Source organism: Paracoccus sp. Ld10 (genome assembly GCF_045064235.1).
Taxonomy (GTDB): domain Bacteria; phylum Pseudomonadota; class Alphaproteobacteria; order Rhodobacterales; family Rhodobacteraceae; genus Paracoccus.
The window spans coordinates 42,737-55,852 of sequence record NZ_JBISHD010000031.1 but is presented as its reverse complement, the minus strand read 5'-3'; the positions used below and the strand labels follow the sequence as shown (position 1 = coordinate 55,852).

Here is a 13,116-nt window from a genome sequence, read left to right as displayed (position 1 = left end):
TCGGGGCTTGTTGAATGGCCGCGCTGCCATCAAACCCCGGTTTGCTGGTCGTCATCGCCACGCCGACCGACGGCCTGCAACGCACGCCATCATTGCCCCGTAGTTCTGTGGACCAACCCTGCGGCCATAAGGCGGTGCGCCTGTCGGAGCCGGTGTTGATCATCCGGCGTTCCACGCCCGCCGGACCCGTCGCCCGACAACCGCGTTCCGGACAACGCCGCCGACAGGGTCGACCGAAAACGGCCAAATGCATCGGCGGTAACCAAGGCCACATTGCCGCTCCAGCACTGAGCGCCCCCCTGTCAGGTCGGGTCCGTCGACATCACTGGCCGCTGAATGCGGTACGGCTTTCGATGGCGCATATCGATCGTGGGCTGGCTGATCTGCGGAATGCGGGATTGGCTGATCCGAAGCCGTTTGGAGGCTGTCTGTCTATCGCCCCGGATGATGTTCCCATCACCTCGGCGCACCCGGAATCATGGCCATCGATCAATGCCGTGCAACTGGCTCGCTACCTCCCCCGACGGTCCGGGGCCGGGAGAGGCCTGAACCCTGGCGCATGGCGATGGGGATGTATCACCAACGTCATGTTCGACCACGGCAAGGCGGATCGTTTGTTGGTGAATGGGGCTGCCTGCAGACATGGGACGGATGAAACCATGACCGCGCGGTATGTCCCGATCGATCCCGACCAACGACCACGGGCGGCATTCACCGCCCATGGCGAACAGCCGACCGCCATGGGTCAATTCAACACTGGGAACGACAGGCTGCCACAGGCGATGCCCTCAGCGACCTCCGGGCACCGTCCACAGTGGATGCGCGGCAACGGTCGGGTGACGCTGCCCGGCTGTGGAAACGTGAGCGGACTGGCCTGTCAGTTCAACGATGGCAGTTGGCTTCTCAGGAAATCAAAATGCCTTGCGGCCATGCCCTGATAATCACGCCAGCCATCAGCGGTGTTCTGAGCAACGGCATCCGACAATATCGCCAACGGGTCACCGCTCGATTTCGCCAGAATCAGAGTTTGCGCGGCCCTTTCAAAGAAATACAGGTCCTCGAATGCATCGGCGACGGTTTCACCGACCACGGTGACCCCGTGATTGCCCATCACCAGCACCGCCTTGGTTCCGATAGCTTCGGCGATGCGCTCGCCCTCTTCTGCGGCGTCGGCGATACCACCAAAGGACAGATCATACGCCGTGCGGCCATAGAACCGCGCCGTGTTGTTGTCGATCGGCACCACCGTCGGGTCCTTCAGGCACGCCAGTGCCGTCGCATAGGGCGAATGGCAATGCAGCACGACCCGCGCCTCTGGCCGACGGCGATGGATCGTGCCGTGGATGCACCAGGCCGATGCATCGGGTGCATCGGGCCCGGTCGTCGCCGCAGCATTGCGGCTGTCCAGCAGCAAAAGATCGTCGGGACCGATCGTCGCGAAATGCTGCCATTTCGGATTGAGCAGAAACTGCGCACCGTCGCCAGAGGCGGCGGCGCTGAAGTGGTTGCCGACGGATTCGCTCCACCCGAACTGGTGGCAGATGCGAAAGGCGTCCGACAGGTCCCGGCGCAGCGCGGCCACGTCCGGGGTGACGGATGTTTGCACATTCATTCCGCGAACCTGCCCTTGCTGACCAGAGCGCGATAGGTGGACCGCATCTCTCCGCGATCGACATAGCAGCCGCGCAGGTAACGCGACCCGCTGTCCGCCGAATAGGCAGCGCGGCCATGCACGATGCGGTGGTTGTCAAAGACCATGCATTCGCCGGCCTTCATCAGGAACCGCATCATGTAGCGGTCCTCCTGCAGCATTCTGCCAAAGTTGCAGAATGCGGGGTAATAGCTGTCCAGAACGGTCTGATCGAGATCAAAGATATCGGCCATGTGCTGGCTGATCGTCAGGCCCGTCACCTCGCCGCGTTCGTCCAGCTCGATCACGGTCTGACGCGAGCGCATGTCATAGGTGTCGTGTTCGCAATAAAAGGGAATCGCGACCTCGGACAGCAGGCGGAACCCTTCGGGATCGCGTTCGCGGAAGGCGTTCGCGACCGCCACGCCGTCGCTGTAGATGCTCTGGCCGCCGGCGACGGTGTTCGCGCGGCAGTGCAGGAACTGGACGCCCGGGGCGTGTTCCTCGGCCGGGGTGTCGGTGTGCAGCTCCAGCGCGGCGGCGGTATAGGCGGTGTTCGTCGGTTTGATATGCGTGCGTACGTCAAAGTAATCGCCAAAGAAGGTCGGGCGCACCTGGCCGATCAGATTGGCGGTCTCGGTCAGCCCGGCATCGCTGTCGGGCATGTCGGTGACGATGGCGAAACCCTCGACGATCAGCGCCTCGATCCACTTTGCGCGCGTTTCGGGATCGGCGACAAGATCGGGCTGCGAGAAGCGCGGTACATCCGGATAATGGTCGCCGAACCACGCGACGCGGGGCAGATCCGCCGGATCGGCGCGCGGGGTGGGCGTGGAGTACGCTTCCAGCCAGCCAAGCGGAAAGCGCGTGACGTGGTCCTCGTCGGCCCATGAGATCACAAGGGCATCGTTCTCGATCATCGCGGCCTTGGCGACGGGGCCGGTGGCGAGGTGAAAGATGTCGAACGACCGCTCTCTGGTGTTGGCGTTGAACGATGTGGGGCAGTTGTCCCGCAGCCAATAGTAATTGAAATAGTGCGCGCTGCCATCGGACAGGGTCACGTCCAGCCCCTTGGCCTTCAGTGTGACAACCTGCGGGGCGGAAGAGGTCGGTGCTGTCATCTCGTTCATCTGAATGCTCTGCATGTCTGGAGGGGGGAGGTTGGGTCACCGACACCATTTCAGAGTTTCTCTTGTGTCAAAAGACCGGTTAAGCTGAAAGTAGATTAAGCCACAGGTTAAGTTACCCCGATGGATCGACTGCCCCCCTTGCGCTTGCTGACGACCTTCGAGGCGGTGTCGCGTCATGGCTCCATGAGAGAGGCTGCGCTGAAGCTGAACGTCACGCAGCCTGCGGTCAGCCAGGCGCTGACTGCGCTGGAGGATTACATCGGCGCGCCGCTTATCGATCGCAGTGTCCGCCCCGCCCGACTGACAGAAACCGGCGATATCCTGGCCCGTGCCGTGCGCGGTGGCTTGGGACAGATCACGGCGGCGGTGGACCACATCCGCGCCCTGCATGACACCGCCAACCTGCAGGTGACGGTGTCATGCACCCTTGGGATGGCCAGCTATTGGTTGATGCCGCGGTTGCCCGCGTTTTATGCCGAATTTCCCGACATCACCGTGAATGTGCAGGCACCGGCCACCGACCTGCCGGTTCTTGCGCCAGGCGTTGACATCGCCCTGCGCTATGGTGTCGGAGGCTGGAGGGAGGGCCAGACACAGCAGTTGTTCCCCGAACAGGTCTGCCCGGTCGGCGCGCCCGATCTGGTCGCGCGCCTGCTTTCCGACCGGATCGGTCTGGACACCGCGCCCCTGATCCACGTCCGCAGCCAGAACAATCAACATTGGGCCGGGTGGGAGGATTATCTGAGGTTGCGGGGTATCACCCGTCACAACATGGTCGGGCAAAGTTTCAACAATTATGTGCAGGCGGCGCAGGCGGTGCTGGACGGACGCGGGATGATGCTGGGGTGGCGATCGATCACTGGAAATGGCGTGCGCGACGGGGCCCTTGCACCTTGGCCGGATGGCGGCGTAGATTTGGGAACCGCATACTATGTCACCGCAGCAGATGATTTGTCCGCCAGCGGACGCAGCTTTCTGAAATGGATCACCGGGCTGGACGATTCGCTCTAGCGCGCTTGATGCCTGCACTCCCATAGGGCGCTCAGCCGCCCTGCACCCAAAACGGACAGCGTTTGTACATTTTCTGCACAGCATCAGATCAGACCCCAGCAAATAGTTCAGCAACCCCATTGGGTCAAATGTCGTTGCTTTACTGCGGTTTCGATCTGACCCAACTTGGTCACAAATCTTGAATGACTACGATAGAGTTACCAGAGAAGAGATCGACGTGACGCGTTTCGCACTGTCCCGGGTCTGTTTCCGCAATGGGAATATGGTATGAAAACAGTGGCGCCCTGCAGATGTCCGTTCAGGGGCTCTGCAGCGCGTGATGCGCCGACCCGACACCAGATGCCCGCAATGTTTCCGGCCACCCCCAAGGCATGTTTGCTTTGCGCAACGGCCTGATCGACGGCTGATGACTGACGACGACACATGGCCCGTACCTGCCGTTTGGCAGGTGTCGGATACACAACAAAAAAAACAGAGAACAGGGAAATCGTAATATGAAAAACATCCTCCAGAACAATGGGATCAATCGCCGCTCCTTCCTGGGTCGCGCGTCTGCCCTTGCGATGACCGCCGCGTTCGGCAGCACGATCATGGCGACCGGTGCCTTTGCGCAGGAGCCCGTGAAGGGTGGCACGCTGAAGATGGCCCTGGGCGGCGGCGGCACCACTGACAGCCTCGACCCGGCGATTGCCGCGAACTCTGTGACGTTCCACCTGATGCGCATCCTGGGAGAACCGCTGGTCGATGTTGCAGCCGACGGAGCGTTGGAAATGCGCGTCGCCGAAGCGGTCGAAAGCGATCCCGAAGCCAAGGTCTGGCGCTTCAAGATCCGCCAGGGGGTCGAGTTCCACGATGGCGCGGTCCTGACGCCCGAGGACGTGTTGGCCACGCTGGAACGCCATTCGGACGAGGAATCCCAGTCCGGCGCCCTTGGCATCATGCAGGGCATCGAATCGATGCGTGTCGACGGCGACTGGGTCGAGGTCACGCTGAGCACGCCGAATGCCGACCTGCCCTATCTGATGTCCGACTATCACCTGCAGATCCAGCCGAACGGCGGGCGCGACGACCCGGCGTCCGGCATCGGCGCCGGCGCGTACAAGCTGACCGCGCATGAACCCGGCGTCCGCTATACGTTCGAAAAGCACGCGACCTATTGGGACAGCACGCGCGGTCACTATGACGCGGTCGAGTTCCTGATCATCAACGATTCCACCGCTCGGATGGCGGCATTGCAGTCCGGCCAGGTCCATATCGCCAACCTGGTCGAGCCCAAGGTCGCGGCCCTGCTGAACCGTGCCCCGAACCTGGAGGTCAAGAACGTCCCCGGCCGTGGTCACTATATCTTTGCCATGCACACCGACACGGCGCCGTTCGACAACCGCGACCTGCGTCTCGCCCTGAAATTTGCCGTGAACCGCGCCGAGATGGTCGACAAGATCCTGCAGGGTTATGGCACGATCGGAAACGACATTCCGATCAACGCCGCCTATCCGCTGTTCGAGGAAACCCTGCCCCAGCGAACCTTTGACATCGAAAAGGCCGCCGAACACTACAAGGCGTCCGGCCATGACGGCAGCCCGATCGTGCTGAAGGTCGCGGATACCGCGTTCCCCGGCGCCGTCGATGCAGCAGCACTATTCCAGCAATCCGCAGCCGCCGCCGGCATCCCGCTGGAGATTCAGCGCGTCCCCAATGACGGCTACTGGTCCGAGGTCTGGAACAAGGAACCGTTCTGCGCATCCTACTGGGGCGGACGCCCGGTTCAGGACCAGATGTATTCGACGGCCTATCTGTCGACCGCCGACTGGAACGACACGCGCTTTACGAACCCCGAGTTCGACGACCTGCTGATGCAGGCCCGTGCCGAACTGGACCCCGCCACGCGCGTCGGAACCTATGCCAAGATGGCGGCGATCCTGCATGACGAAGGCGGCGTCATCGTGCCGATGTTCAACGACTTTGTCGAAGCCATCAGCAACGACGTCCAGGGCTGGGTCGCCGATGGCGGTCAGGACACCATGAACGGACTGGCTCCGCACAAGACCTGGCTGGTTGCCTGACGTGCAGCGCAGTCCGATCGTCATATTGTTGGCCCTGCGTTTATCGCTGGGCCTCCTTTTGCTGCTGGCCGCGTCTGCCTTGATCTTCGTGGGAACCGAGATCCTTCCCGGCGATGTGGCCCAATCCATTCTTGGTCAGGGCGCGACGCCGCAAGCCCTTGCCAACCTGCGTGCTGAACTCGGCCTGAACGAGCCTGCCCTGACGCGCTATGTCGACTGGCTGACCGGTATTCTGCACGGTGACCTGGGCACCGCGCTGACCAACGGTCAGGACATCTGGACGGCCATGTCGGGACGGCTTGCCAACACGCTGTTTCTTGCATCCTGCGCCGCGATCATCGCCGTGCCGCTGGCGATCATCCTGGGCGTCATCGCCGTGCGCTATCGCGGACAGTGGCCGGACAAGGTGATTTCCGGCATCACACTGACATCGGTGTCGATCCCGGAATTCATGCTCGGCTATATCGCGATGTTCCTGCTGACGGTTCAGTTCCGCGTCTTTCCGTCGGTCTCCACGATCTATGACAGCATGAGCCTGGGCGAAAAGCTGAATGCCGTGGCGATCCCGGTTCTGGTCCTGGTGCTGGTCGTGCTGGGCCACATGATGCGCATGACGCGGGCCGCAATCCTGAACGTGATGCAATCAGCCTATATCGAGACAGCAGAGCTGAAAGGCCTGCGTCCGATCACCGTGATCGCCCGCCACGCATTCCCGAATGCCATCGCGCCGGTGGTCAACGTGGTCATGCTGAACATGGCCTACCTGATCGTGGGCGTCGTCGTGGTCGAGGTCGTGTTCGTCTTTCCCGGCATGGGCCAGTACCTGATCGATCACGTCACCAAACGTGATGTCCCCGTCGTGCAGGCCTGCGGCCTGGTTTTCGCCGCCGTCTATATCGGCCTCAACATGGTTGCCGACATCGTGTCGATCGTGTCCAACCCACGCCTGAGGCATCCGAAATGAAGGGTATTCCGATTTCCGCCCTGATCGGGCTTGGCTTTGTGTCGCTGTATTTCTTTGGCGCGATCTTTGCCGGCGCCATCGCACCATACGGCATGGCCGAGGTCGTCGGTGACGTCTGGGAGCCGGCATCGTCAGCCCATTGGCTGGGCACCGACAACATCGGCCGCGACCTCCTCAGCCGGATCATCTTTGGCGGGCAGACGACGATCTTTGTCGCCACCGCCGCCACGATCCTCAGCTTTACGGTAGGCTCCATCCTGGGGCTGACGGCCGCCGTCGCGGGTGGCTGGATCGATCAGGCGCTGTCGCGGTTCATCGACCTGGTCATGTCGATCCCGGCGCTGATCTTTGCGCTGGTGGTGCTGTCGGTCATGCCGGTCACCCTGCCCGTGCTGATCGTCGTCATGGGCCTGCTGGATGCGTCCCGCGTCTTTCGCCTGTCGCGCGCCGTTGCCGTCGACATCACCGTCATGGACTATGTCGAGGCCGCGAAACTGCGCGGCGAGGGCAACCGCTGGATCATCTTTCACGAGATCCTGCCAAATGCCCTGTCGCCGCTGATCGCGGAAATGGGGCTGCGGTTCATCTTCATGGTGCTGTTCATCTCGACCCTGTCGTTCCTGGGCCTTGGGGTGCAGCCGCCGCTGGCCGATTGGGGTGGCATCGTCAAGGAGAACAAGGACGGCATCGTCTATGGCATCCCTGCCGCGCTGATCCCCGCCTTTGCCATCGCGACGCTGGCGATTTCCGTCAATCTGGTGGCCGACTGGGTCCTCAGCCGCACCGCCAGCCTGAAAGGAGGCAGGGATGGATGACATCCTGCTTGATGTACGCGACCTGACGATCGGCGCGACCGTTTACCCCCCCGATGCCGCGCCAACCGACATTTCGATCGTGCACGGTGTCTCCTTTGCCCTGAAAAAGGGCAAGGTGCTGGGACTGATCGGGGAATCCGGTGCGGGCAAATCCACCATCGGCCTGTCGGCCATGGCCTATGGCCGTGGCGGCGTGCGGATCACCGGCGGTCAGGTGTTCCTGAACGGCCGGGACATCCTGAAGGAGGGTTCGGGGGGCTTGCGTGCCCTGCGCGGATCCGAGGTGACCTATGTCGCCCAATCCGCCGCTGCGGCCTTCAACCCGGCGATGCGGCTGATGGACCAGGTGGTCGAGGCGACGGTCCGCCACCGTCTGGCCACCCGCGCCGAGGCCGAGGCGCGTGCCATCGCACTGTTCGGGCAACTGGGGCTGCCGGACCCGGAGACCATCGGACAGCGCTATCCGCACCAGGTGTCGGGCGGACAGTTGCAGCGCGTGATGACCGCCATGGCGCTGTGCCCGCAACCGTCGCTGGTGATCTTTGACGAACCGACAACCGCGTTGGACGTGACCACCCAGATCGACGTGCTGTCGGCGATCAAAAAGGCCATCCACGACACCGGGGTTGCCGCGCTGTACATCACCCATGACCTTGCGGTCGTGGCGCAGGTCTCGGACGAGATCATGGTCCTGAAATCGGGCAGGACTGTCGAACATGCCGATGTCCGCCAGATCATCGAGACCCCGCGCGAAGATTATACGCGCGCCCTTGTCTCGGTGCGGTCGATCGATCACACCGAAAAGGAACCGGCGCCGCCGCTGCTGTCGATAAACAACCTGACGGCCCGCTATCCGGGTCTGTCATTCGACGTTCTCAAGGATGTGAACGTCCAGATCGCGCAGGGTCAGACGCTGGCCGTTGTCGGCGAGAGCGGTTCAGGAAAATCGACGCTGGCCCGTGCCGTCACGGGGCTGCTGCCACCATCTGCGGGTGACATCACCTTCGACGGCCGCGTTCTGTCGTCTGCCCTGAATGGACGCGCCCGCGACGACCTGCGCGAGCTGCAGATGATCTATCAAATGGCGGACGTGGCGATGAACCCGCGCCATACCGTCGGCACGATCATCGGGCGACCGCTCGAGTTCTATTTCGGTCTCAAAGGTGCGGCGAAACGGGCCCGCGTCCAGGAATTGCTGGAACAGATCGAAATGGGCAAAGGCTTCATCGATCGCTATCCGGCGGAATTGTCCGGGGGACAGAAACAGCGGGTGTGCATCGCCCGTGCCCTGGCCGCCAAGCCCCGCCTGATCATCTGCGATGAGGTCACATCCGCCTTGGACCCGCTGGTCGCCGACGGCATCCTGAAACTGCTGCTGGACCTGCAGGCACAGGAGGGCGTGGCCTATATGTTCATCACCCATGATCTGGCGACGGTAAAGGCCATCGCCGACCAGATCGCCGTGATGCACCGTGGCAAGGTCGTCCGCTATGGTCCCAAATCGCAGGTTCTTGCGCCGCCCTTTGACGACTATACCAAGCTTTTGCTGGCCTCCGTGCCGGAGATGCAGGTCGGCTGGTTGGAAACCGTTGTCGCAAGCCGGCAACAGGACGGCGCGACAAAGCCGCTCTAGACCGCGCAGGGCCCAATGGATCATAACCCATTGGGCCAAATGCCGTTGCTTTACTGAAAATACGATCCGATCCACCTTGGTTGCGATAATGATCAGCGCTTCGGACAAGGATACATCGTATATGAAAATCGGCTTTATCGGACTTGGCAACGTGGGCGGCAAACTTGCGGGCAGCTTGCTGCGCAACGGGTTCGACCTGACGGTGCATGACCTGAACCCCGCGCTGGTCGCGACGTTTGTCGCGCGCGGTGCCCATCCCGCCGTCAGCCCCCTGCAGATGATGCAGGATTGCGACGCGGTCATCACCTGTCTGCCGTCCCCCGCAGCATCCGCCGCCGTGGTCGAGGAGATGCTGCCCGCCGTCACGCCGGACAAGATCTGGATGGAGATGTCCACGACCGACGAGAGCGAGGTCAAGCGTCTGGCCGCACTGGTCAAGGCACAGGGCGGATCCGCGATGGAATGCCCCGTTTCGGGCGGCTGTCACCGGGCGGATACGGGCAACATCTCGATCTTTGCCGGCTGCGACCGCGCCACGTTCGAACGCATGCTGCCGACGCTGACGACATTGGGGCGCCGCGTGCTGCACACCGGTGACATCGGCACGGCATCGGTTCTGAAGGTCATGACGAACTATCTGGCGACGGCGAACCTGCTGACCTGCTGCGAGGCATTGGTCACGATGAAGGCCGCCGGGCTGGACATGAACACCACCTATGAGGCGATGAAGATCTCGTCGGGCACGTCATTCGTGCACGAAACGGAAAGCCAGCTGATCCTGAACGGATCGCGTGACGTATCCTTTACCATGGACCTGGTGAAAAAGGACATCGGCCTGTTCCAGAAGATCGCCGATAACCTGGGTGTGCCCCTGGAGATCAGCCCGCTGATGGTCGATATCTTCAATGATGGCATCGCCCGCTTTGGCGAGCGTGAGCTGTCGCCGAACATCATCCGTCGTCTGGAAGAAGCCACCGGCCTGCACATCAGCGCGCCCGGCTTTCCTGCGGAACTGACCGACGACGAGCCCGAGGAACCGGGCTATGAGGTGATCCCGACCGGCTTGTCAGCCCCGGCTGGCGCAAAGCAGCCTGTTCCGGCCGAATAGACCGGAAATCAGCACCAAACAAAAGCCGCCTGCGATCTGCAGGCGGCTCTTTTCGTTGACGATGTCGCGCAGATCAAAGCGCGAAGGGCGGGCGCACTTTCGTTTCCAGGTAATCCTCCAGCCCGAAACGTCCGCCTTCGCGCCCGTTGCCGGATTGCTTGAACCCGCCAAAGGGTGATCCATAGCCGGTCGCGTGCCCGTTGATATGGATCGATCCGGCGCGCAGCCGCCGCGCGACGCGCAGGGCGCGCGCCTCGTCGGTGGTCGACAGGTAGGCGTCAAGGCCATATTCCGTGTCGTTGGCCATGGCGATCGCGTCGTCCTCGGTGTCGAACGGCGAAATGATCAGAACCGGCCCGAAAATCTCCTTGCGCCAGACGGTCATGTGGGGCGTGACGTCACAGAATATCGTCGGACGCGCGAACCAGCCCGTCTGCAGCGCCGTCGGCAAATCATCCGGGCGACCCGGACCGCCTGCCAGCAGCCGCGTGCCCTCGGCGATGCCGGTCTGGATCAACTCCTGCACGCGATCATACTGGATCTGGTTGAAAAGCGGGCCGATGTGATCCCCCTCCTGTTCCGGATCACCGACCATCTGCGCCTCAGCGACAGTGCGCGCGATGGACAGCGCCTGGTCATAGACCGCGCGTTCGACCAGCATCTTGGTCGGCGCGTTGCACGACTGGCCCGTGTTGTAGAAACACTGTTGAACACCGTCGGTCACCGCGGATGCGACATCGCTGTCGGCAAAGATCAGGTTGGGCGATTTACCACCCAGTTCCAGCGTCACGCGCTTGATCGTCGGCGCGGCATCCACCGACACGGCGCTGCCGGCCCGGGTCGATCCGGTGAACGACATCATGGCCACATCCCGGTGACGCGACAGCGCCGCGCCGACCGACGGGCCGTCGCCAAAGACCAGGTTGAAGACGCCCGCGGGATAGCCCGCCTCGTGTATCAGTTCGGCATAGATCTGCGCGGACAGCGGCGTGTATTCCGACGGTTTCAGCACGCAGGTCGCCCCGGTCGCAAGGGCCGGAACGACCTTGAGGGCGATCTGGTTGACCGGCCAGTTCCACGGCGTGATCAGCCCGCAGACGCCGATCGGTTCGCGGCTGACGATATCGCCATTCGGCAGCACTTCCTCGTCCTCATGGGCCTCCAGCGCCGCGATGAACGCTTCCAGATGGCCCAGTCCCGAATCCGCCTGCGCGTCGCGCGACATGGTTGCAGGGGCGCCCATCTCTGCCGTGATCGCCGCGGCCAGATCGCCCAATCTTGCGCGCGTCACCTCTGCCAGCTTGCGCAGCAGGGCAAGACGTTCCTCTTTGGATGTCATCGAGAATGTCTCGAACGCGGCCTTGGCGGCGGCAACGGCGCGGTCGACATCCATGGCATTGCCCAGCGACAACGTACCGATCTGGGCGTTGGTGGAAGGCGTGACGATGGGCATGGTCTCTTGCGCGACAGGTGCCACCCAAGCGCCGTTGATATAGAATTTGTCTAGCGTGATCATTGCTTTCCTCCACGGGGGGTAACATGAAACTGATCCATGGTCAGATGCAGTTCAGTGTCGACATAGGGCATCGCTGCAATCGCATCGTCGTCCAGTTCCAGCCCAAGGCCCGGAGCCCGGGACGGAATGATATAGCCGTTGTCCCATTCGATCGTCCCCTTGACCGCCTGCATGTAGGGGCCCTCGAACGTGCCGATGCTTTCCAGAATCAGGAAGTTCGGCGAACAGGCGGCGATCTGGATGTTGGCGGCCGCGACGATCGGCCCGCAATACAGGTGCGGCGCGATCTGCACCTGCCGCGTTTCGGCCATGCCGGCGATCTTTTTCGCCTCCAGCAGGCCACCCACGCGGCCCAGATTCATCTGCAGGATCGACGCCGCGCCGGATTCCAGCAGCCGCGCGAATTCGTATTTCGTGCACAGCCGCTCGCCCGCCGCCACCGGGATCGAGGTGAATGCCGACACGATCGCCATGTCGGCGGGGTTTTCGGGGGGAATAGGTTCCTCGAACCACAGCGGATCAAAGGGCTCCAGCGCACGCGCCATGCGCTTGGCGCCCGACACGGTGAATTGTCCGTGCGTTCCGAACAGCAGATCGGCGCGGTCGCCGACGGCGGCGCGGATTTCCCGGCAGAACGCGACGCTGAGGCTGATATCCTCCAGCCGGGGCTGATGCCCGTCAAATATGGTATAGGGTCCGGCAGGGTCGAACTTCAGCGCGGTAAAGCCCTGGTCGACCATGCCCCGCGCCACCTCTGCCGCGATGCCCGGATCGTTATAGGCGTTGGGCTGCGACGGGTCGGGATAGACGTCACCGCTGGCGGGATAGATATAGGAATAGCTGCGCAACCTGTCATGAACGCGCCCGCCCAACAGTTCGTATACCGGCTTGTCCGCCGCCTTGCCGACGATATCCCAGCACGCCATCTCCAGCCCGCTGAACACGCCCATGACGCTGACATCGGGACGTTGGGTGAACCCGGCGCTGTAGGCCTTGCGGAACAGCAATTCGACATGATGGGGATCGGCCCCCGCGAACTGTCGCGCGAACATGTCCTGCGCCATGGCGCAACAGACCTCCGGGCCAAAGGTGGCGTTATAGATCTCTCCGACGCCGGTGATCCCGCATGCCGTGGTCAGGCGCACAAAGATGAAATACCGCCCGCCATGCCGCGGCGGCGGGTTCCCGACGACAAATGTCTCCAGCTTATCGAGCCGCATGCGTCCCCCTTTGCGTGTTCCGGCAG

11 protein-coding genes are annotated in these 13,116 nt (G+C 62.6%); 7 read left to right on the top strand and 4 right to left on the bottom strand.

Annotated elements, in window-relative coordinates:
* Positions 1–14: 14 nt before the first annotated feature.
* Positions 15–938: a hypothetical protein gene (locus ACJJVR_RS12380; RefSeq protein ID WP_405404971.1), complete on the top strand. Its 924-nt coding sequence runs from the start codon at positions 15–17 to the stop codon at positions 936–938.
* Here ACJJVR_RS12380 and ACJJVR_RS12375 read toward each other — a convergent pair.
* Together ACJJVR_RS12375 and ACJJVR_RS12370 are read right to left on the bottom strand one after the other, a co-directional pair.
* A complete protein-coding gene (locus ACJJVR_RS12375; protein ID WP_405404970.1) occupies positions 878–1,612 on the bottom strand; it encodes a class II aldolase/adducin family protein in 735 nt (244 codons plus the stop codon). The two genes, ACJJVR_RS12380 and ACJJVR_RS12375, sit on opposite strands and share 61 nt — an antisense overlap.
* Entirely contained in the window at positions 1,609–2,760 is a 1,152-nt protein-coding gene (locus tag ACJJVR_RS12370) for a TauD/TfdA family dioxygenase (RefSeq protein ID WP_405404968.1), read from the bottom strand. Before ACJJVR_RS12370 ends, ACJJVR_RS12375 begins: the two co-directional genes overlap by 4 nt.
* 138 nt (positions 2,761–2,898) lie before the next feature.
* Between ACJJVR_RS12370 and ACJJVR_RS12365 the strand changes: the two genes are divergently transcribed.
* The 6 genes from ACJJVR_RS12365 (at position 2,899) to ACJJVR_RS12340 (ending at position 10,354) form a co-directional block, all read left to right on the top strand.
* Positions 2,899–3,771: a LysR substrate-binding domain-containing protein gene (locus ACJJVR_RS12365; RefSeq protein ID WP_405404966.1), complete on the top strand. Its 873-nt coding sequence runs from the start codon at positions 2,899–2,901 to the stop codon at positions 3,769–3,771.
* Between the two features lie 494 nt (positions 3,772–4,265).
* Positions 4,266–5,834, top strand: a complete 1,569-nt coding sequence (locus ACJJVR_RS12360; RefSeq protein ID WP_405404965.1) for an ABC transporter substrate-binding protein — start codon at positions 4,266–4,268, stop codon at positions 5,832–5,834.
* A 1-nt stretch (position 5,835) separates the two neighbouring features.
* Positions 5,836–6,798, top strand: a complete 963-nt coding sequence (locus ACJJVR_RS12355; RefSeq protein ID WP_405405410.1) for an ABC transporter permease — start codon at positions 5,836–5,838, stop codon at positions 6,796–6,798.
* Positions 6,795–7,613, top strand: coding sequence for an ABC transporter permease (locus ACJJVR_RS12350; RefSeq protein ID WP_405404963.1), 819 nt, complete (start codon positions 6,795–6,797; stop codon positions 7,611–7,613). The genes ACJJVR_RS12355 and ACJJVR_RS12350 overlap by 4 nt, the downstream gene beginning before the upstream one ends.
* Complete coding sequence (locus ACJJVR_RS12345; protein WP_405404962.1) at positions 7,606–9,246, top strand: ABC transporter ATP-binding protein; 1,641 nt, start codon at positions 7,606–7,608, stop codon at positions 9,244–9,246. The genes ACJJVR_RS12350 and ACJJVR_RS12345 overlap by 8 nt, the downstream gene beginning before the upstream one ends.
* 121 nt (positions 9,247–9,367) lie before the next feature.
* Entirely contained in the window at positions 9,368–10,354 is a 987-nt protein-coding gene (locus ACJJVR_RS12340; RefSeq protein ID WP_405405407.1) for an NAD(P)-dependent oxidoreductase, read from the top strand.
* A gap of 73 nt (positions 10,355–10,427) precedes the next feature.
* Here ACJJVR_RS12340 and ACJJVR_RS12335 read toward each other — a convergent pair whose 3' ends face one another.
* Both ACJJVR_RS12335 and ACJJVR_RS12330 read right to left on the bottom strand, forming a co-directional pair.
* On the bottom strand, positions 10,428–11,870 hold the full coding sequence (locus tag ACJJVR_RS12335) for an aldehyde dehydrogenase family protein (protein WP_405404960.1): 1,443 nt from the start codon (positions 11,868–11,870) through the stop codon (positions 10,428–10,430).
* The gene (locus tag ACJJVR_RS12330; protein ID WP_405404959.1) at positions 11,867–13,090 is read right to left on the bottom strand and encodes a mandelate racemase/muconate lactonizing enzyme family protein; all 1,224 of its coding nucleotides are present in this window, start codon (positions 13,088–13,090) and stop codon (positions 11,867–11,869) included. Before ACJJVR_RS12330 ends, ACJJVR_RS12335 begins: the two co-directional genes overlap by 4 nt.
* Between the last annotated feature and the right edge of the window lie 26 nt (positions 13,091–13,116).